Raw genomic sequence first — 18,372 nt, 5'->3', positions numbered from 1 at the left:
AAGGATAACGACATGACGCACGCCCTGAACCGCCGCACATTCCTGAAGACCGCTTCCGGTCTGGTGATCGCTCCCGCGCTAGGCCTCGACGCGCTGTCGGCATATGCGGCCGACGCCTGCCCGAACGTGGTGGTCGGCACCTGGGGGGGCGACTACCTCAATTTGCTCGAGCAGAACATTGGCAAGCCGATCATCGAGGCGGCGGGCGGCAAGGTCACTTATGACTCGGCCGGGCAAGTCGAACGCATGACCAAGCTGCGCGCCGAGAAGGCGTCGCGTCGCGGCACGCTCGACGTGGCGTGTCTGGCCGATCTCGATATGTACGACATCAACCGCTCCGGCATTCTCGAAGCCGTCGATGCGAAGCTCGTGCCGAACCTGGGCAACACGCTCGAAGCGCTGCGTCGCCCGTACTCGATTCCACACATCTTCAGCGCGATGGTGATCGTCTACAACCCGGAGAAGCTCGGCACCAAACCCGATTCGTTCATGGCCGCACTGGATCCGAAGCTCAAGGGCAAAGTCGGCTTCTCCGACATCCTCTACAACTTCAATGTCGTGAGCAGTTCGCTCGCCGCAGGCCACAAGGACGGCGATACCGCCGGTGGCATGCAGTTCCTGCGCGAGTTGCGCAAGTCTCAACAACCGAAGGTCTATCCGTCGAACGAGGCCGTGGCCTCCGCACTCAAGAGCGGCGATATCTGGTTCACCTGCATGTGGAAGGCGCGCGCACTCCAATGGAAGAAGGCCGGCGTGCCGATCGACTACGTGGTGCCCAAGGAAGGTGCCGTGCCGGTGACGTTCGAGGCCGCGGTGCCGAAGAACTCGCAGTCCAAACCGTGCGGCTTCAACTATCTGAACGCCATGCTCGATCCGCGCGCGCAGATCGGCTTTGCGGAGACGATGGGCTACGCGCCGACGGTGAAGAACGCGAACCTGCCGCCGTCGCTGCAACAGAGCGTGGGCTTCACAAGCGCCGAACTCGACCGGATGGTGAAACTCGACTATGCGAAATTCACCGCCGACAAGCCCGCGCTGCTCGACTTCTGGAACAAGGAATTCAAGGTGGGTCTGTGAACGTTGCCGACACCCCGGAGCCCGACATGACGGCGCACACGCCAGCCTCCCACGCCTCGCGCGCCGCCACCGCACGCGCGGTGCGCGGCGCGCTCACCGGCGGCTCGCTTGCGGCGCCGGCCACGCTCGTGGTGTTGCTCATCATCGTGCTGCCCGGATTGCAATTGGTGCGCTACAGCTTGAACCGATTCGATCCCGTCGACCTGATGCAGGCGGCATTCACAGGCGAGAACTATCTCAAGTTCTTCACTGACCCGTATTACCTGTCGGTGTTGTGGACGACGATCAAGGTCGCGTCGCTGTGTACCGTGCTTGCCCTGGTGTTCGGCTTTCCCGTGGCCTATGTGCTTGCCCGCACGCAAAGCCGTTTCAAGAGCCTGCTCGTGATGTTGCTGGTCTTCCCGCTGCTCGTGGGCAACGTGGTGCGCGCCGCCGGCTGGATGGTCATGCTCGGCAATGCCGGTTTCGTCAACTCGCTGCTCGTGTCGCTTGGCATCGTGCCGCAACCGATTCGCCTGCTCTACACGCCTTTCGCCGTCGTCATCGGGACCACCGCCGTGGTGCTGCCCTACATGATCCTCACGTTGCAAAGCGTGCTCGAAGGCATGGACTTTTCCGTCGAGGAAGCCGCCCGCAATCTTGGCGCAACGTTCCGACAGACGCTCACGCGGGTGATCCTGCCGATGGCGGCGCCAGGCATCGCAGCGGGCACCATGCTCGTGTTCATTCTCTGCATGAACGCCTATGCCACGCCCGTGCTGCTCGGCGGCACCGGCATCACGATGATGACGCCCACGATCTACGACCAGATTGCGAAAGCGAACAACTGGCCGTTCGGCGCGGTGCTCTCCCTCGTGTCGATGGTCGTGACATTCGCGTTGGCCATCGCCTCGCACTGGGTCATCCACCGCCGCTACGCAAAGACGATGATGACCTGACGTCCCCGACTGCGCTCGCTGCCCGGGCGACGTCTCGCCGGGCGTCGCGCCTGCGCTCCCTGACATTGCGCAACATTTTGCCGATAAGGACTTCGCCATGCCGACTCTCTCTCACGCCACGCATCAATACCGCCGTAGTCTGATGAACGACCTGATGGACCGCATGCGTGTCGATGCGCTCGTGTTCACCGCCGCCGATTTCTTCCAGTGGGCCACCAACTTTCACGTCGATGTGCAGACATGGGAGCGCCCGATTGCCGTCTGCGTGCCGCGCAATGGCGAACCCTTCGCCGTGATGAACGAATTGTCCACGCACCATTTGATGATGGCGCGCGAACGCGGTCATCTGTGGCTCGATCTGGATCGGGTGGCGCTTTATGCCGAGCATCCGCGCGTCACGCAACGCCAGCCGCTGCTCGCCGAAGTTCCCGCATTGATCGCCGACACGTTACGCGCCGCCGGCCTCACGGGGTCGCGTATCGGCGTCGACGCGGCCGGCGGTCCGCTCGCGCGCGCCGCTGCGTTGCTGCCCGACGCAAAGCTCGTGCCGATGCTCGCCGAGATGCGCGCGTTGCGATGGGTGAAGCACGACGAGGAGATCGCCATCATGCGTGCGGCGGCCGAACTGGCCGACTGGGTGCAGGATCGCTACCGCGAGAACATCCACCCGGGCCGTCTTGTGCAGGAACTCGATTACTCGATGGCCGCGTTGATGGTCACCGAAGGTGCAAAGCGCTTCCCCGGCGAGAACCTTGAAGTGATGCGCTGCTGGACCCTGTCCGGCCCCGCGTCGGCCTCCCCTCACGGCGACGGCGCCTCGTGCGGCGCGCGCATCAGCGAGGGCGACGGCATGGTCAACATCGTCATCCCGCGTCTGAACGGGCTCGTCATCGAAAACGAACGCACGTGGTTCTGCGGCAAGCCGTCGAGCGAACAGGCGCGCTTCTATGAAGTGGCGCGTGCGGCGAACGAAGCTGCGGTGAGCGCCGCCGTCACCGGCAAGCCCGTGTCCGGCATCGACGCCGCCGCACAAGCCGTCATCGAGAAAGCCGGTTGCGGCGAGTACATCCGTCACCGCACGGGGCACGGCATGGGCATCATCGGTCATGAATACCCGGACGACATGGCGTTCAACCACCGTGCGTTGCTCGCCAACGAAGTCTATTCGGCCGAGCCGGGCATCTACGTCTACGGCCTTGGCGGCTTCCGTCTGGACGATTCCGTCGTGACCGGCGACACGCCCGTGATGCTCACCCACACGCCGCGCACGCTCGCTCACGCCACGATCGATTGAACGCGAGGCACGCGTACCAGCGTCGCCTGAGTAGAAAACCAGACACATCATCCCGGAGGAGAGGTCATGGAGTCGATTCTGTTGTCGAATTGTGCGTTGCTCGACCCGCTCAAGGGCGAGTTGCGCGAAGACCACGCCGTCCTGATCGAGGACGGCCGCATCAAGGAAGTGTCCGACAAGCCGATTCGTGCGCCGTCCGCGCGCGAGATCGACGCCGCCGGCCGCACGGTGATGCCGGGACTGATCGATCTGCATGTGCACGTTCACGCCACGCAGCTCAATCTGTCTGCGCAGGCGCATCTGCCGAACGTACTCGTCACGCTCAAGTCGGTGCCGATATTGCAAGGCATGCTGCGTCGAGGGTTCACCACCGTGCGCGACGCGGGCGGCGCAGGCTACGCCATCAAACAAGCCGTAGATAGCGGCCTGGCCGAGGGGCCGCGCCTGTTCGTGTCGGGCCGCGCGATCAGCCAGACCGGCGGGCACGGCGACGGGCGCCCCCGCACCGATTACATCGGGACCGACGGGCCCTGCCCTTGCTGCGTGCGTGTGGGCGCATTGTCGCGTGTGGCCGACGGCGTCGACGAAGTGCGCTGCGCTGTGCGCGAAGAATTGCAGATGGGCGCAGACCAGATCAAGATCATGGCCTCGGGCGGCGTGGCCTCGCCCACCGACCCCGTCGGCGCATGGGGCTACTCCGAAGACGAGATCCGCGCCATCGTCGCCGAAGCGCGCGCCCGCGGCACTTATGTGCTTGCCCATGCCTACACGGCACAGGCGATCGAGCGTGCCGTGCGTTGCGGTGTGCGCACCATCGAGCACGGCAATCTCGTCGACGCCGCGACCGCGCGCTATATGGCCGATCAGGGGGCTTACGTCGTGCCCACGCTGGTGACATACGACGCCCTCGCCAACGAAGGCAAGTCGCTCGGTCTGCCCGACGACAGCGTCGCGAAGATTGCCGATGTGCATGCGGCCGGTCTACGCTCGCTGGAGATCTTCCGGGAAGCCGGCGTGAAGATGGGCTACGGCTCGGATCTGCTGGGCGAGTCGCAGCGTCTGCAAAGCGATGAATTCCGTTTGCGGGCCGAAGTGCTTTCGCCGGCCGAGATTCTGCGAAGTGCCACCGTCATCGGCGCCGAGGTGCTCGGCCAGTCGGGACAGTTGGGTGAGATCGTGCCCGGCGCGCATGCCGATGTGCTGATCGTCGACGGCAATCCGCTCAGATCGCTCGACTGTCTGCTCGGCCAAGGGGAGCGGATTCCGATGGTGATGAAGGGCGGTAAAATCCACGCTTTCGCGCTGTAAGGCGAGTGCCGCACGCAGTGCGACGCAAGCGCAACCCTCTCCGTGGAGAATCGATGGATTTCCGGCACGTCGACGCCTTTCGGGCGCTGATGCTCACGCGCACGACCACCAAAGCGGCACAGGTGCTCGGCACCTCGCAGTCGGCGGTCAGCCGTCTCGTGGCCGATCTCGAACGCTCGACGCGTCTCACGCTGTTCGACCGCGCACGCGGCCGGCTCGAACCGACGGCCGAGGCATTCGCGCTCTTCGAGGAAGTCGAGCGCCGCTACGCCGGGCTCGATAACATCCGCGAATTCGCGCTCAATCTGCGCAACCCCGACAAGGCCGTCATTCGTGTCGGGTCCGTGGTGTCGTTCGGCCTCGGATTCTTCGCCCGGGTCATGGCAGGCTATCGCGCGCAGCACCCGAGTGTGCAACTCGCGCTCACCACGGGAGCGTCGGATCTCATTCGCGATCAGGTCGTCACGCATCAACTCGCGCTGGGTCTCGTGACCGACACCATCGATGTCGCCGCAACCGACGCCGTCTCGTTCGCCAAGCTGGATGCGATCTGCGCACTGCCGTCGGGCCATGCGCTCGCGCGCAAGAAGGTGATCCGTCTGGCGGATCTGAAGGGGCAGCCGATTCTCTCCTACGAGCCGACCGACATGGTGCGCTGGGGCATGGATCAACTCTTCGCCGAAGGCAATCTGCATCAGCAGGTCGTCGCCACGGCTCGTTACTCCGTCAACATCGGCACGATGGTCAAGGAGAACGTCGGCATCGGTTTGCTGCACCCCGTTTCCGCCTACGACTTTCTCGACTCCGATCTCGTGTTGCGCCGCTTCGAACCGTCGATGCCGTTTCATACGCTGCGCATCACCCCGCGCGCCGCAGCGCCCAGTGCGCAACTCGACGACCTCGTTCGCGTGATGGAAACCACGCTCGACGATGTCATGCGAGCCGTGGAAGCGCGGATGAAGCGCTGAGGCGACACCATCGCTTGCGGGCTACAGCATCCGGTTTCGGTGCCACTGAGGACACGGATCCGGGCATCGCCATGCCCTGAAGCGCGTCAGTGCACGAAAGACAAAGCCCGCCGGGGAAATCCCCCGGCGGGCTTTGCGTGCATTCCTGACGCCGGGAGGGCACCGCCCTCCCCGTGTTTTACGACACGATCGTTTGCGCTTCGCCTGCCTTACGCTCGCGGATCGTGCCCAGACGATAGACCGTCTCACCCGAGGCTTCGAGGTGCTTGACGGCCGCATCGGCGTCGGCGCTCGACACGATCACCGCCATGCCGATACCGCAGTTGAACACGCGATGCATTTCGGCGTCGGCCACCTTGCCGTGCGCTTGCAGCCACTGGAACAGCGGCGGCAGCGTCCAGGCGTCCTTCGAGATGTCGGCCGTCAGATGATCTTGCAGCACACGCGGAATGTTCTCGACGATGCCGCCGCCCGTGATGTGCGCCATGCCCTTGACCGGCAGCGTCTGCATCAGCGCCAGCAGCGGCTTGACGTAGATGCGCGTCGGCGCCATCAATACATCGCGCAGCGGTTGGCCGTGGAAGTCGGCGTCCAGATCCGGCTTGGCGACTTCGATGATCTTGCGAACCAGCGAGTAGCCGTTCGAGTGAGCGCCCGACGAGGCCAGCCCCAGCACGACGTCGCCCGGCACGATGGTCGTACCGTCGATGATCTTGCTCTTTTCGACCGCGCCGACCGCGAAACCGGCCAAATCGTATTCGCCGTCCGGGTACATGCTCGGCATTTCTGCCGTTTCGCCGCCGATCAGGGCGCAACCGGCCAGTTCGCAGCCCTGGGCAATGCCCTTGACGACGGTCGCGGCCGTGGCCACGTCCAGCTTGCCGCAGGCAAAGTAGTCGAGGAAGAACAGCGGCTCGGCGCCCTGGACCAGAATGTCGTTCACGCTCATGGCGACCAGATCCTGGCCCACCGTGTCGTGCTTGTTCAGCGTGAAGGCCAGCTTGAGCTTGGTGCCCACGCCGTCGGTCCCCGAAACGAGTACCGGCTCCTTGTAGCGCTTGGGTACTTCGAACAGCGCGCCGAAGCCGCCGATGCCGCCCAGCACGCCGTCGCGCAGGGTTTTCTTGGCAAACGGCTTGATCGCTTCGACCAATGCGTCGCCCGCTTCGATGTCGACGCCAGCGTCGCGATAGGAAAGGCCGGAAGTTTCGTTAGGGTGTGACATGACGGGAATGCATCAAGGTTCGGTAAAATGCGATTTTACCCGATGCGCGTGTCCTTTCGGCACGCAAACCGGATATCGGACGCCGGCGAAGGCCGTCGTGCCCTGCAAACCGTTCTGTGCCGGCCTTCCGCCGGCTTTCTTCGTTCGTGATCCAGCAACTGTATCTCGACCTCGGCACACCGCCGCCCGCCACGTTCGACAATTTCATTGTCGGGCCCAATCGCGAGCCGGCGCTGACGCTCGCCGGCCTGAATGCCGAACTCTCGGCCGGGACGGCACGCGACCGCGGCATCTACCTCTGGGGGGCTGCCGGGTCCGGCCGCACCCACCTGATGGAGGCGCTGTGCCATGCCGTCGGCCCTGGCGCACGCTATCTACGCCCGAACAGCCCACTGGCGGCCTTCACGTTCGACGAGACGAGTACGGTCTATTGCGTCGACGATTGCGACAACCTCTCGCCCACGCAACAGATCGCGGCGTTCAATCTGTTCAACGAAACGCGTGCCCGTCCGCATTGCGCTTTCGTGGCGGCAGGGTCGCAGCCACCAGTCGACATGCCGCTGCGAGAGGACTTGCGCACCCGGCTCGGCTGGGGTCTCGTTTTTCACATTGTGGGACTCGACGACGACGGCAAGAAGCAGGCCCTACAGAACGCCGCCCGCGAGCGCGGCTTGCAGTTGGCGGCCGACGTGCCCGCCTACCTGCTCACTCACTTCCAGCGCGACATGTCGAGTCTGATGGCATTGCTCGACCGCCTGGATCGTTTTTCGATGGAACAGAAACGCGCGGTGACCTTGCCGTTGCTGCGCCAGATGCTCACCCACACCGATCCCGCCACCCCCGACGGTAAAAACTAGGCAACCCCTGGCTTCAGGTAAAATTCGCGCAATGACCAATTTAGCTCTCTTCGATCTCGACCACACCCTGCTGCCCACCGACAGCGACAAAGAGTGGGGCCGTTTCCTCGTGCGCCAGGGCGCGGTCGAGCGTGACTCGTACGCGCAGGCCAACGAGGCCTTCTATCAGGACTACCGTGCAGGCCGGCTCGATATGCCGGCCTATCTGCGTTTCTGCCTCGCGCCGCTCGCCCGCTATCCGCGCGACCAGCTCGACGCATGGCACGCGCAGTACATGGAAGAATCGATCCTGCCGCACATTCGCCCCGAAGCGCTCGAACTGCTCGACGTGCACCGCAAGGCAGGCGACCTGTGCGCCATCGTGACGGCCACCAATACGTTCGTCACGCGGCCGATCGCCAGGGCGTTCGGCATCGATCATCTGATCGGCACCGAGCCGGCCACCGCCGGCGACGACCCGAATGCGCGCTACACCGGCGAATACGTCGGCACACCGAGCTTCCGCGAGGGCAAGATCACGCGCACCGAAGCCTGGCTTGCGAGCCTGGGCAAAACGTGGAGCGATTTCGACCACGCCTTTTTCTATAGCGATTCCGCCAACGACGTCCCCCTGATGGAGAAGGTCAACCATCCGGTGGCAACGAACCCCGATGAGGCGCTGCGCAGTATTGCGCTGGCGCGTCGCTGGCCCATTCTCGAGTTGTTCCAGTGATCCGCAAACTCATCAAGAAACTGCTGGGCAAAGACGGCCAGTCCGATAGTGCGACGGGCAACCCGCCCGCCACCGGTCTGCCGGTCGTCATCCCCGTCTCCGTCCACGGCATCGATCCGAGCCTGCTCTCGAAGAATGCCGTGCGTGTGACCGACACGTTGCAGCAAGCCGGTTTCAAGGCCTTCATTGTCGGCGGCGCCGTGCGCGACCTGCTGCTGGGCATCGCCCCGAAGGACTTCGATGTCGCCACCAGCGCCACCCCCGAACAGGTTCAGCGCCTGTTCCGGCGCGCGCGCATCATCGGCCGTCGCTTCCAGATCGTGCACGTTCAGTTCGGACAGGAGATCATCGAGACCTCCACGTTCCGGGCGTTGGTCGATGCCGTCGACAGCGAGCAGATCGGTACGCGTCGTCCGAAAAAAGGCGAACTCGATCGCAAGACACACGTGACCGACGAGTCGGGCCGCGTGCTGCGCGACAACGTCTGGGGCGAGCAGGACGAAGACGCCGCACGGCGCGACTTCACCGTCAACGCCATGTATTACGACCCGGCAGCCCAGACGGTGCATGACTATCACCACGGCTGGGAAGACATTCAGAAGCGCGTGCTGCGCATGATCGGCGATCCGGCCACGCGCTACCGCGAAGACCCCGTGCGCATGTTGCGCGTGGTGCGCTTCGCCGCCAAGCTCGGCTTCAAGATCGACGACGCCACCGCCGCCCCGATTCCGCAATTGGCCCCGCTCATCGACAACGTGCCGGCGGCGCGTCTGTTCGATGAAATGCTCAAGCTGCTGCTCTCGGGCCATGCCTGGGCGTGTGTGCAGCAACTGCGCACGCAAGGGCTGCATCACGGTCTGCTGCCGTTGCTCGACGTGGTGCTGGAGCAACCGCTGGGCGAGAAGTTCGTGACGCTGGCGCTCGCCAACACCGATGCGCGCATCCGCGCTGGCAAGCCGGTCTCGCCGGGCTTCCTGTTCGCCGCACTGCTCTGGCACCTCGTGCTGGAAAAGTGGCAGGCCTATCAAAGCGCAGGCGAATATCCGATTCCGGCGTTGCATCTGGCGATGGACGACGTGCTCGACGCGCAAACCGGCAAGCTGGCCATTCAGCGCCGTTTCGTCGCCGACATGAAGGAAATCTGGGGCTTGCAGGTGCGACTCGACAAGCGCGTGGGCCGCACGCCGCTGCGTCTGTTGGAGCATCCGCGCCTGCGCGCCGGTTACGACTTCCTGCTGCTGCGCTGCGAGTCTGGCGAAGTTCCGGCCGACGTCGGTCAGTGGTGGACGGACTTCCTCGAAGGCGACCCCGCAACGCGCGACGCACTGCTCGCGCAAGGCAGCGGATCGGGCAGCTCGACACCGGCCGCGAAGCGCCGTCGCCGTCGGCGCAAGCCTTCGGGTGGCGGGGGCGGTGAAGGCTCGAGCGGCGAGCGTGGCGACGGGGGTGGCGGCAATGAAAACGCTACCAGCGAAAATCAGGGCAAGCGGGTATCATCGCGACAGCATGGTTCCGAAGGTGCTTCATGACTGTTGCCTATATCGGGCTCGGCGCGAATCTCGGCGACGCCCGCCAAGCGATCAAGGACGCCATCGTCTGTCTTGCACAGCAGATTGGCGTCACTATCACGGCCAAGTCCGACCTGTATCGCACCGCTCCCATCGAATCGAGCGGTGAGGACTATCTCAACTGCGCCGTCGCCGTCGAGACGCATCTGACTGCGCGCCAGTTGCTCACGCTGTGCCTGAAGATCGAACTGCATTTCGGGCGTGAGCGGCCGTACAAGAACGCACCGCGCACCCTCGATCTCGATCTGTTGCTGTATGGCGACGAACGCATTACCGAGCCCGATCTGATCGTGCCGCATCCGCGTCTTGCGCAGCGCGCCTTTGTGCTGCGCCCACTCGCGGATCTCGCGCCTGACCTTGAAATTCCCGGTGTGGGGCGCGTGAGCGCCCTGCTGGCCGATGTCGCCGATCAGCGCATCGAACGCGTCGCGCAGTGCTGCTGCCCGACGAAGCGCGCCTACGCATCATGAGATCGCCCGTCCTCGGGCGTTTCCGCTATCTGGCCGTCGAAGGTCCCATCGGAGTTGGCAAGACGTCGCTCGCACGTCGCCTGGCCGATGCCGCCGGCGCCGACCTGATGCTCGAACAGCCCGCGCTCAACCCCTTTCTCGAACGTTTCTACCGCGACAGTGCGCGCTACGCGCTGCCTGCGCAGTTGTCGTTCTGTCTGCAACGCGTGGACGAAGCAACGGAAATTGCGCGACGCGATACCGACGGCAAACCCATCTTCACCGACTTCCTTCCCGAGAAGGACGGCCTGTTTGCCCGGCTCACACTCGCGGCCGACGAGCTGGACTTGTACCGCAAGCTCGTCACGCACATCGAACGGCCACACCGTGCCCCCGATCTCGTGATTCATCTGCAAGCGAGTCCCGAGACGCTGTTCGCCCGGATTCAGAAGCGTGCGATTCCGATGGAGCAACAGATTCCGGACACCTATCTGCGCGCGCTGTGCGACATCTACGGTGAATTCTTCTATCATTACGCCGCTGCGCCGGTATTGACTGTCGACACGGAACAATTCGACCCGGCACACAACGACAGCGACTTTGCCCTGCTGGTCGAACGCATCGATCAGATGCGCGGGCGCAAGGAAGTCTTCGTCAAGGGCGCGCGCCCCTGACCGTCTCCCGCTCCGCCCATTGCGCTCGTCGCCCCAGCGAACCCTCCTGAACCGAGGCTGACATGAGTTATCTGCAAGAATCCAATCGCAAGGCCGTGACCGTTCCCGGACTTGCCCAGATGCGCGAGCGTGGCGAGAAGATCGCCATGCTCACCGCCTATGACGCGAGTTTTGCCGCGCTGCTCGACCGTGTGGGTGTCGATGCCATTCTCATTGGCGACTCGCTCGGCAACGTGATTCAGGGCCAGGGCACCACGCTGCCCGTCACTCTGCGCGACATCTGCTATCACACCGAATGCGTGGCGCGCAGCGTCAACAAGGCGTTGGTGCTGGCCGATCTGCCGTTCGGCACGTATGGCACGAAGGAGCAGGCGTATCAAAGCGCCGTGTCCGTCATGCAGGCCGGTGCGCAGATGGTGAAGATCGAAGGCGGCGAGTGGCTCGCCGAGACCGTGCGCTTTCTGGTCGAGCGCAGCATTCCCGTGTGTGCGCATCTGGGGCTGACGCCGCAGTCGGTGCACGCCTTCGGCGGCTTCAAGGTACAGGCACGGGAAGATGCTGCGCAGGCGCGTTTGCTCGACGATGCCCGTGCGCTGCAAGCGGCGGGCGCGCAGTTGGTCGTGCTCGAAGCGATTCCGGCCACCCTCGCAGCACGCGTGACGCCGGAAGTGCCGACGATGCCGACCATCGGCATCGGGGCCGGTTCCGACTGCGACGGACAAGTGCTTGTCTTGCAGGACATGCTGGGCGTGTTCCCGGGCAAGTCGCCGAAGTTCTCGATGAACTTCATGGACGGCCAACCGAGCATCGCCGCGGCCATCGAAGCGTATGTGCAAGCCGTCAAGCACGGCACGTTCCCAACGCAAGAGCATTCGTTCTGAGCATTGCCCCGAACGTCGGGTGGTGACGAAAAGCGGTTCGGTAACGAACCGCTTTTTTCATGTCGCCACCGGCAGCGTCAGCACCACGGCAAAGCCTTCGCCTTCCACCCGCTCGAACGTCATCTGCCCGCCGTGAGCGTGAATGACTTCGGCAACCATGGCGAGTCCCAGACTCGCACCATCGCGACCATCCGAACGAGACGAAAACGGGGTGCGCACGCGCTGCCACTCGGCCTCCGGAATGCCAGGTCCGTCGTCGAAGAAACGCAAACGCCACTGACCGTCCGCACGCGTCACATCGACGTGAAGCCGATGCGGCGCACCGTAGGCCAGCGCATTGGCCAGCACGTTCTTGACCGCTTCGCGCAGACTCAGCGGATCGCCGAGCACCATGCACGCTGTGTCCGGCGCGTTGAGTGCGACATCGATATCGCGCGTGGCATAGGAAAGCGTCTCGCGCATCGCCGTTGGCAACAACTCGTTCAGATCGACAGGCACCGGCGCCACGCTGTTGGCGCGATGCTGCACCATCGCGTGATTGATCAGTTGGTGAATGAGTCCACCCAGGCCGCGTGCCTGCTTCTGAATGCGTGCGATGTGTGTCTGGCGTGCGTCTTCATCCTGCGTCTGCGTGAGCATTTCCACCTGCGCGGTGAGTGCCGTCACTGGCGTGCGGAGTTGATGCGCCGCGTCGCCGATCACACGCCGCATCAACGCACGCGACGTCGCGAGCCGTTGCATGAAGTCGTTGATCGCCCCCACGAGCGCCAGCGTTTCGGCAGGCACGGTGACCGCCAGCGGCACGAGGTCGTTCGAATCGCGCGCCCGGATCGCCGCCTCGATCTGCTTGAGCGGCAGCAGCGCCTGACGCAACGTCCATAGGGCCGCCAGCATCGTCAACACTCCCGTCGCGATGGTGATCAGCAGTGTGTTGTCCGCCAGCCCGCGCGTGAACCGGACCCGGGCATTCTGGGTGTGCGCGAGCGCCACGACGGCCCACGGGTGCGGCGCCGCCACCGGCATCCGGCGCCCGACGATGGCGATACGGATCGGCATCTCCTGATAGGTGCCATCGACAACGAGAGGACCGTCGGCCAGCTTGTCCCACGGAATCACCGGACGGAACTCGGAATCGCCCGCCACCGAGCGGCCATCGGGATCGAGCACGGTGTAGAAGATCTGATCGCCCGGCGCGAGCGCGGAAAACGCGGCGAGCGGCACGTCGACATTCACCTCGCCGTTCTGATACCAGGTGTTCTCCGCCACTTGCAACGCGCTGCCGAGCAGCCAACGGTCATACGCGCGGTCGACGGCCGAACGCGTCGAGAACCAGATACCCAGCAGCACGGCGGCGACGGCGAACGCCAGCACGGCGCCCATGCGCACGACCAGCCGCAGATACAGTGACCGGCCGGGAACGATCATGACAGCACGAGTTGGTAGCCCAGCCCGCGCAACGTGCGAATCTGGAATTGCGCAGCCGCCAGTTTCTTGCGCAGACGCGCGACATATTGCTCGATGGCGTTTGCATTCGGTGCGGGCTCATCGCCGTAGAGACGGTCCATGAGTTCGTCCTTGCCGAAAATGCGTCCCGGACGCGCCGCGAGGATTTCCAGCAGCGTCACTTCGCGGCGCGTAAGTTCGATCGGCTGCCCATCGATTTCGACGCCGCGACTCTTGCGATCGAGCGAGAGATTGGCGCAGGTGAGCCGGTTCGTGGCGTCCTGCCCGGTGCGGCGCATGAGGGCGCGCACACGCGCTTCCAGCTCGCGGAAGTCGAAAGGTTTGGTGAGGTAATCGTCGGCGCCGAGATCGAGGGCACGCACCCGCTCTTCGATCTCGGCACAGGCCGTGAGCATCAGTACGCGGGTGGATAGCCCACGCTCACGCACTCGCTTGAGCAACTCGAAGCCGTCGACGTGCGGCAACATGACGTCGAGGATCAACAGGTCATAATCGTCGCCGATGCGTGCCGCTGCAGCCGCACCGTCCGACTCGCAATCGAGCGCATGGCCAAGCCTGCGCAATTGGGTTGCAATCGCTTCGGCGACATCGGCGGTGTCTTCCACCAGCATGATGCGCATGGTTCCTGAGTCTCCTTCCCTGTTTCGCCGCTCGTGAAGCGCCCTGCCTGGACGCCGCGCCGCGAATCTCCCGGCGTATGCCCGCGATTCTCTCGGAAATCGTCGGCAACTTCCTCGGTGTTTCCCCTGAATTCGGGTGCCGTCCACCCGGCATGTCAGCTTCGCTACAGCTTCGCTGCTTAGTATCGGGCCGATTATAAAAGCATCCTTCAGGAGACACGCAATGCAAAACGCCCCCCTTGCGGGCGCCGCCGGGACAGTTTCGCCCGCGGTGCCGCCATTGCTCGAAATCGATCGCGTCACGCTGCAATACAAAACCGACGATTACCTCGTCACCGCCGCGCAACAAGTCAGCTTCAACGTCTATCCGGGCGACCGGTTCGTGCTGCTCGGCCCGTCCGGTTGCGGCAAATCGACGTTGCTCAAGGCCATTGGCGGCTATCTTCCGCCGGTGAGCGGCGAGATTCGGCTCAAAGGCCGCACGATCAACGAGCCCGGCCCCGATCGCATGATGGTCTTTCAGGAGTTCGACCAACTGCTGCCGTGGAAGACCGTGCGTCAGAACGTGGAATTCGCCCTCACCGCGAGCGGCCGCCTGAAAGGTCGCGAAGCCGCCGAGCGTGCCGCGCATTACATCGAGAAAGTCGGACTGGCGAAATTCATCGACAGCTATCCGCATACGCTCTCGGGCGGCATGAAGCAGCGCGTATCCATCGCACGCGGCATGGCAATGGAGCCCGATGTCCTGCTCATGGACGAACCCTTCGCCGCCCTCGACGCTCTCACGCGTCGCAAGATGCAGGACGAACTGCTGCGCCTGTGGGACGACACGCGCTTCACGGTGCTGTTCGTGACACACGGTATCGACGAGGCAATCCGGATCGGCACGCGTATTCTGCTGCTCTCCCCGCACCCCGGTCAGGTCAAGGCCGAACTCAATAGCATTGCGCCCGATCAGCTCGGCACGGCACACCAGAGCGCGCTCGAGACGCGCATCGATCAACTGCTGTTCGCGGCCCACTGAGGAGACGTCCATGAACGCCATCGCCCCGCAACATACGACGTCCGGCGCACAAGCGCCCATCGAGCCGGTGTACCGGCCCGAGATCGTGCTGGAGCCCACCCCTGCCGAACTCTCCTCGATTCAGCGCCCGCTCTCGACCTTCGAGACGCTCTACCGTCTTAGCTGGCTGCGCAAGACCGTGATCCTGTGCGTGCTCGCCATCATCTGGGAAATTTACGGCCGCTGGCTCGACAACGCGCTGCTGTTCCCGAGCTTCACCGACACCCTCGGCGCATTCGCCAGCGGTCTGACGAGCGGCGTGCTGCTGCTGCGCGCCGCGATCTCGCTCAAGACGCTACTCGTCGGCTATGGCATCGGCATTGCGCTCGCCGCCGTGCTCACGACCGTGGCGATCAGCTCGAAGATCGGCAACGACCTGCTCGAGACACTCACCGCCATGTTCAATCCGCTGCCGGCCATCGCGCTGCTGCCGCTCGCGCTGATCTGGTTCGGACTCGGTAACGGCAGTGTGATCTTCGTGCTGGTGCACTCGGTATTGTGGGCTGTGGCGCTCAACACCCACAGCGGCTTTCGCGGCGTGTCGAAGACCTTGCGCATGGTCGGTCAGAACTACGGGCTCAAGCGATTCGCGCTGGTTCGGCACGTGCTCATTCCGGCCGCGTTTCCGAGCATTCTCACAGGTCTGAAGGTGGGCTGGGCGTTTGCGTGGCGCACGTTGATTGCCGCAGAACTCGTGTTCGGCGTGTCCTCCGGCTCGGGCGGCCTCGGCTGGTACATCTTCGAGAATCGCAATTCGCTCGAGACGGCCAACGTCTTCGCGGGGCTGTTCTTCGTGATTCTGATCGGGCTGGCGGTCGAGAACCTGCTGTTCGCCCGCATCGAGAAACGCACGTTGCATCGCTGGGGAATGCAGCACTGAGAACTGTCGCGACGCGCAACTTTGCGGCTGTGTCTGATTGACGCCCCTTCGGGGGCATGAATAATTCCAACTATCCAGGAGACGACAACACCATGAACCGACGCCATTTTGCTCGCTGGGCAAGCGCATTGACGCTCGCCGCCACAACGGCCCTCACCACGCTCGGCAATGCCGCCCACGCAGAAGCCAGCACCGTTCGCCTCTCGCACGGCTACGGCATTCTCTATTTGCCACTGATGGTCATGCGCGACCAGCAACTCGTCGAGAAGCATGCGAAGGCGCTGGGGCTCGGCGATGTGAAGACCACGTGGACCATTCTCGACGGCGGCAATGTGATCAACGACGCGATGCTCGCCGGCAATCTCGATGTCGCGGGCACGGGAGCGCCGGGCTTCGTCACGCTGTGGTCGAAAGCGCACGGCATTCCGCGCTCGGAAGTGATCGGTTTGTCGGCACTGTCGACCGGCCCGCTCTGGCTCAATACGAACAACCCGAACATCAAATCGCTCAAGGACTTCACGCCGAAGGACAAGATCGCGATTCCGGGCATCAAGACGTCGCTCTCCGCCGTGCTGCTGCAAATGGCGGTGGCGAAGACGTTCGGTATCGAGAACTACGCGAAGCTCGATCCGCAAACTGTCAGCCTGAGCCATCCGGAAGCGCTGAGCGCCCTGCTCTCGGGAAAGACGGAAATCACGGCGCACTTCACCTCGCCGCCGTTCTCGTATCAGGAACTGAAGGACCCGCGCATCAAGCGCGTGCTGAACTCGACCGATGTGCTCGGCAACATCACCATCGACGTGGTGTTCGCGCCGAAACAGTTCACCGTGCAGAACCCGAAGCTGGTGCAGGCAATTCTGGACGCGCAGGAAGAGGCCGCAGCGTACATCGCGAAGGATCACGTGGGCGCGGCGAAGACGTTCCTGCGAGTGTCGAAGATGAATCTGCCGCAAGCCGAGATCGAGCAGATGATTGCCGACCCGGGTCTGCAATTCACCACGACGCCAAACGGCTTGATGCAATACGTCGAGTTCATGGGCCGCGCGGGCACGATCAAGACGCGTCCGGCGAAGTGGAGCGATCTGTTCGTGCCGCAAATGGCCGGGCGTCAGGGAAGCTGAGCATCTGGTGGCCCCTGGCGGGCGCGTCGAAGTCGCGCCCGTCATTGAATGCACCCGGCCTATCGGGTTAATCCCCCCCGCAGACAGGCGCCGAGGGGGGCATTACCGTCTGACCTGCGTTGCCTTCGAGAGGTTGTTCACGCGTGCGCGGACATGTCGATAGAAGCCGACAAGCGCGTCGCAATAGAAGCTGGGATTGTCATAACTTTCGCCATCGAAGCGATGGGCGACATAGCCGCCACCGCACGCGACAAACGCCTCACATTCACGACATGCCGCGTGAACCTCCGGATAGCGAGTGCGCGCGAGGTCGACGAAGTCCTGAAGCTTATGTGTCTCAAGACACAGCCCGGTGTAACTTGCATCGGTCTTGCAGATGGAGAGCACGTCCAACAGCCGATAGCCGCCATCGCTCTCGACGACTGCGATCGGCGCCAACGCGCCACCAAATGCGTCGAGTTCGGAACGACGGCCCAGCACGCCTCGGATGAACGTTTCAAAGATGCGCACGTGAAACGCCGGATCGTCCAGCGCAAACCACGCATCGAACCCCCGACACAGGAAAGCCAGCAAACGCGCGTGCGTATATGCCTGAATGTGTCGTGGAGGGGCGGCAAAGTTGGCATCGGGCAGGAGAAAGTCGACGTCGCTCAACCCCAATGCGCGAAAGTAGTCGAGGATGCTGACCGGATCGTTGTTGGGATCGATGACCGCCAGCACGCCATTGAACACGCGCCGCGACTGCGGGTAAGAGAGGCACAGGCGAATCGCGTGCTCGACGCGAGCCCCTGTGCCTTGCTTCTCGAAATCGAATCGATGTCGATCATGCAGCGCGGGAGGGCCATCGCAACTGATCCCGAGCGTGGCGCCAAACTCGGCATACAGGTCCAGCCATGACGTGTCGATCAACACACCATTGCTTTGCGTCACGATAGCCAATTCGGCTTCGGTCAAACGATTGCGCAGATGCTTGAAGAATCGGGCTGTGCGACGTTGGCCGAGCAACAGCGGTTCTCCCCCGTGAATCTCCAACGTCATTCGTGCCGATGGAAACGCGTGGCGGTGCTCGATCAGACGTTCGACCAACTGGTCGAGATGAGGCTCGCTCAGGAACTTGGGGCGTTGCCGCCAACCTTGATCGACCCCCCGGTACATGTAGCAATAGTCGCAATCGATATTGCAGCGCTCGGCGACCTTGACCATCACCAGAAGGTCGCCCGCGCCGCCTGAAGCGACATCGCCCTTATCGTCACTGTGTGGGGTCATCGAGACG

At 63.7% G+C, this 18,372-nt stretch carries 18 protein-coding genes; 14 read left to right on the top strand and 4 right to left on the bottom strand.

Features of this window, described 5'->3' with window-relative positions; all coding sequences use genetic code 11:
* The first annotated feature begins 12 nt into the window (after nt 1–12).
* The 5 genes from PI93_RS08485 (at nt 13) to PI93_RS08465 (ending at nt 5,585) form a co-directional block, all read left to right on the top strand.
* The gene (locus tag PI93_RS08485; protein ID WP_039367205.1) at nt 13–1,077 is read left to right on the top strand and encodes an extracellular solute-binding protein; all 1,065 of its coding nucleotides are present in this window, start codon (nt 13–15) and stop codon (nt 1,075–1,077) included.
* Nucleotides 1,074–2,015 carry an ABC transporter permease gene (locus PI93_RS08480; RefSeq protein ID WP_236105627.1) on the top strand — a complete coding sequence of 314 codons (942 nt, stop codon included), beginning with the start codon at nt 1,074–1,076 and terminating at the stop codon, nt 2,013–2,015. The genes PI93_RS08485 and PI93_RS08480 overlap by 4 nt, the downstream gene beginning before the upstream one ends.
* Before the next feature lie 97 nt (nt 2,016–2,112).
* On the top strand, nt 2,113–3,309 hold the full coding sequence (locus PI93_RS08475; protein WP_039367202.1) for a M24 family metallopeptidase: 1,197 nt from the start codon (nt 2,113–2,115) through the stop codon (nt 3,307–3,309).
* Nucleotides 3,310–3,375: 66 nt separating this feature from the next.
* A complete protein-coding gene (locus tag PI93_RS08470; RefSeq protein ID WP_039367199.1) occupies nt 3,376–4,617 on the top strand; it encodes a metal-dependent hydrolase family protein in 1,242 nt (413 codons plus the stop codon).
* Nucleotides 4,618–4,670: 53 nt separating this feature from the next.
* Nucleotides 4,671–5,585, top strand: coding sequence for a LysR substrate-binding domain-containing protein (locus PI93_RS08465; protein ID WP_039367196.1), 915 nt, complete (start codon nt 4,671–4,673; stop codon nt 5,583–5,585).
* A 178-nt stretch (nt 5,586–5,763) separates the two neighbouring features.
* On the opposite strand, the gene purM is transcribed toward PI93_RS08465, so the two are convergent.
* Nucleotides 5,764–6,810, bottom strand: coding sequence for a phosphoribosylformylglycinamidine cyclo-ligase (gene purM, locus PI93_RS08460; protein ID WP_039367194.1), 1,047 nt, complete (start codon nt 6,808–6,810; stop codon nt 5,764–5,766).
* A gap of 146 nt (nt 6,811–6,956) precedes the next feature.
* On the opposite strand from purM, the gene hda reads away from it, so the two are divergent.
* The 6 genes from hda to panB all read left to right on the top strand — a co-directional run bounded on the left by hda (nt 6,957) and on the right by panB (nt 11,951).
* Nucleotides 6,957–7,667: a DnaA regulatory inactivator Hda gene (gene hda / locus PI93_RS08455; protein WP_039367810.1), complete on the top strand. Its 711-nt coding sequence runs from the start codon at nt 6,957–6,959 to the stop codon at nt 7,665–7,667.
* Between the two features lie 31 nt (nt 7,668–7,698).
* Nucleotides 7,699–8,379 carry a histidinol-phosphatase gene (locus PI93_RS08450; protein WP_039367193.1) on the top strand — a complete coding sequence of 227 codons (681 nt, stop codon included), beginning with the start codon at nt 7,699–7,701 and terminating at the stop codon, nt 8,377–8,379.
* A complete protein-coding gene (pcnB, locus tag PI93_RS08445; protein WP_039367188.1) occupies nt 8,376–9,908 on the top strand; it encodes a polynucleotide adenylyltransferase PcnB in 1,533 nt (510 codons plus the stop codon). Before PI93_RS08450 ends, pcnB begins: the two co-directional genes overlap by 4 nt.
* Nucleotides 9,905–10,417, top strand: coding sequence for a 2-amino-4-hydroxy-6-hydroxymethyldihydropteridine diphosphokinase (gene folK, locus PI93_RS08440; protein WP_039367185.1), 513 nt, complete (start codon nt 9,905–9,907; stop codon nt 10,415–10,417). The genes pcnB and folK overlap by 4 nt, the downstream gene beginning before the upstream one ends.
* Nucleotides 10,414–11,070: a deoxynucleoside kinase gene (locus PI93_RS08435; protein ID WP_039367807.1), complete on the top strand. Its 657-nt coding sequence runs from the start codon at nt 10,414–10,416 to the stop codon at nt 11,068–11,070. Before folK ends, PI93_RS08435 begins: the two co-directional genes overlap by 4 nt.
* A 62-nt stretch (nt 11,071–11,132) precedes the next feature.
* Nucleotides 11,133–11,951, top strand: coding sequence for a 3-methyl-2-oxobutanoate hydroxymethyltransferase (gene panB / locus PI93_RS08430; RefSeq protein ID WP_039367182.1), 819 nt, complete (start codon nt 11,133–11,135; stop codon nt 11,949–11,951).
* 57 nt (nt 11,952–12,008) lie between these two features.
* On the opposite strand, the gene PI93_RS08425 is transcribed toward panB, so the two are convergent.
* Both PI93_RS08425 and PI93_RS08420 read right to left on the bottom strand, forming a co-directional pair.
* Nucleotides 12,009–13,376, bottom strand: coding sequence for a sensor histidine kinase (locus PI93_RS08425; RefSeq protein WP_039367178.1), 1,368 nt, complete (start codon nt 13,374–13,376; stop codon nt 12,009–12,011).
* Entirely contained in the window at nt 13,373–14,035 is a 663-nt protein-coding gene (locus tag PI93_RS08420) for a response regulator transcription factor (protein WP_039367175.1), read from the bottom strand. The genes PI93_RS08425 and PI93_RS08420 overlap by 4 nt, the downstream gene beginning before the upstream one ends.
* Before the next feature lie 223 nt (nt 14,036–14,258).
* Between PI93_RS08420 and PI93_RS08415 the strand changes: the two genes are divergently transcribed.
* From PI93_RS08415 to PI93_RS08405, 3 genes are all read left to right on the top strand, one after another.
* Entirely contained in the window at nt 14,259–15,059 is an 801-nt protein-coding gene (locus PI93_RS08415; protein ID WP_039367171.1) for an ABC transporter ATP-binding protein, read from the top strand.
* A 10-nt stretch (nt 15,060–15,069) separates the two neighbouring features.
* Complete coding sequence (locus PI93_RS08410; protein WP_224785963.1) at nt 15,070–15,978, top strand: ABC transporter permease; 909 nt, start codon at nt 15,070–15,072, stop codon at nt 15,976–15,978.
* 92 nt (nt 15,979–16,070) lie between these two features.
* On the top strand, nt 16,071–17,099 hold the full coding sequence (locus tag PI93_RS08405; protein ID WP_039367168.1) for an ABC transporter substrate-binding protein: 1,029 nt from the start codon (nt 16,071–16,073) through the stop codon (nt 17,097–17,099).
* 102 nt (nt 17,100–17,201) lie between these two features.
* Here PI93_RS08405 and PI93_RS08400 read toward each other — a convergent pair whose 3' ends face one another.
* On the bottom strand, nt 17,202–18,365 hold the full coding sequence (locus PI93_RS08400; protein ID WP_052240473.1) for a radical SAM protein: 1,164 nt from the start codon (nt 18,363–18,365) through the stop codon (nt 17,202–17,204).
* Nucleotides 18,366–18,372 lie beyond the last annotated feature (7 nt).

The organism is Pandoraea fibrosis, assembly GCF_000807775.2.
GTDB lineage: Bacteria > Pseudomonadota > Gammaproteobacteria > Burkholderiales > Burkholderiaceae > Pandoraea > Pandoraea fibrosis.
This window is presented reverse-complemented; position numbering and strand designations above follow the sequence as displayed.

Bases quoted from the DNA above. Each gene is read 5' to 3' on its own strand.
- panB (WP_039367182.1), top strand. From the start codon at position 11,133: ATGAGTTATCTGCAAGAATCCAATCGCAAGGCCGTGACCGTTCCCGGA.
- purM (WP_039367194.1), bottom strand. From the start codon at position 6,810: ATGTCACACCCTAACGAAACTTCCGGCCTTTCCTATCGCGACGCTGGC.
- PI93_RS08400 (WP_052240473.1), bottom strand. From the start codon at position 18,365: ATGACCCCACACAGTGACGATAAGGGCGATGTCGCTTCAGGCGGCGCG.
- PI93_RS08410 (WP_224785963.1), top strand. From the start codon at position 15,070: ATGAACGCCATCGCCCCGCAACATACGACGTCCGGCGCACAAGCGCCC.
- PI93_RS08485 (WP_039367205.1), top strand. From the start codon at position 13: ATGACGCACGCCCTGAACCGCCGCACATTCCTGAAGACCGCTTCCGGT.
- PI93_RS08420 (WP_039367175.1), bottom strand. From the start codon at position 14,035: ATGCGCATCATGCTGGTGGAAGACACCGCCGATGTCGCCGAAGCGATT.
- folK (WP_039367185.1), top strand. From the start codon at position 9,905: ATGACTGTTGCCTATATCGGGCTCGGCGCGAATCTCGGCGACGCCCGC.
- PI93_RS08470 (WP_039367199.1), top strand. From the start codon at position 3,376: ATGGAGTCGATTCTGTTGTCGAATTGTGCGTTGCTCGACCCGCTCAAG.
- PI93_RS08405 (WP_039367168.1), top strand. From the start codon at position 16,071: ATGAACCGACGCCATTTTGCTCGCTGGGCAAGCGCATTGACGCTCGCC.
- PI93_RS08450 (WP_039367193.1), top strand. From the start codon at position 7,699: ATGACCAATTTAGCTCTCTTCGATCTCGACCACACCCTGCTGCCCACC.
- PI93_RS08415 (WP_039367171.1), top strand. From the start codon at position 14,259: ATGCAAAACGCCCCCCTTGCGGGCGCCGCCGGGACAGTTTCGCCCGCG.
- PI93_RS08435 (WP_039367807.1), top strand. From the start codon at position 10,414: ATGAGATCGCCCGTCCTCGGGCGTTTCCGCTATCTGGCCGTCGAAGGT.
- PI93_RS08475 (WP_039367202.1), top strand. From the start codon at position 2,113: ATGCCGACTCTCTCTCACGCCACGCATCAATACCGCCGTAGTCTGATG.
- PI93_RS08465 (WP_039367196.1), top strand. From the start codon at position 4,671: ATGGATTTCCGGCACGTCGACGCCTTTCGGGCGCTGATGCTCACGCGC.
- PI93_RS08425 (WP_039367178.1), bottom strand. From the start codon at position 13,376: ATGATCGTTCCCGGCCGGTCACTGTATCTGCGGCTGGTCGTGCGCATG.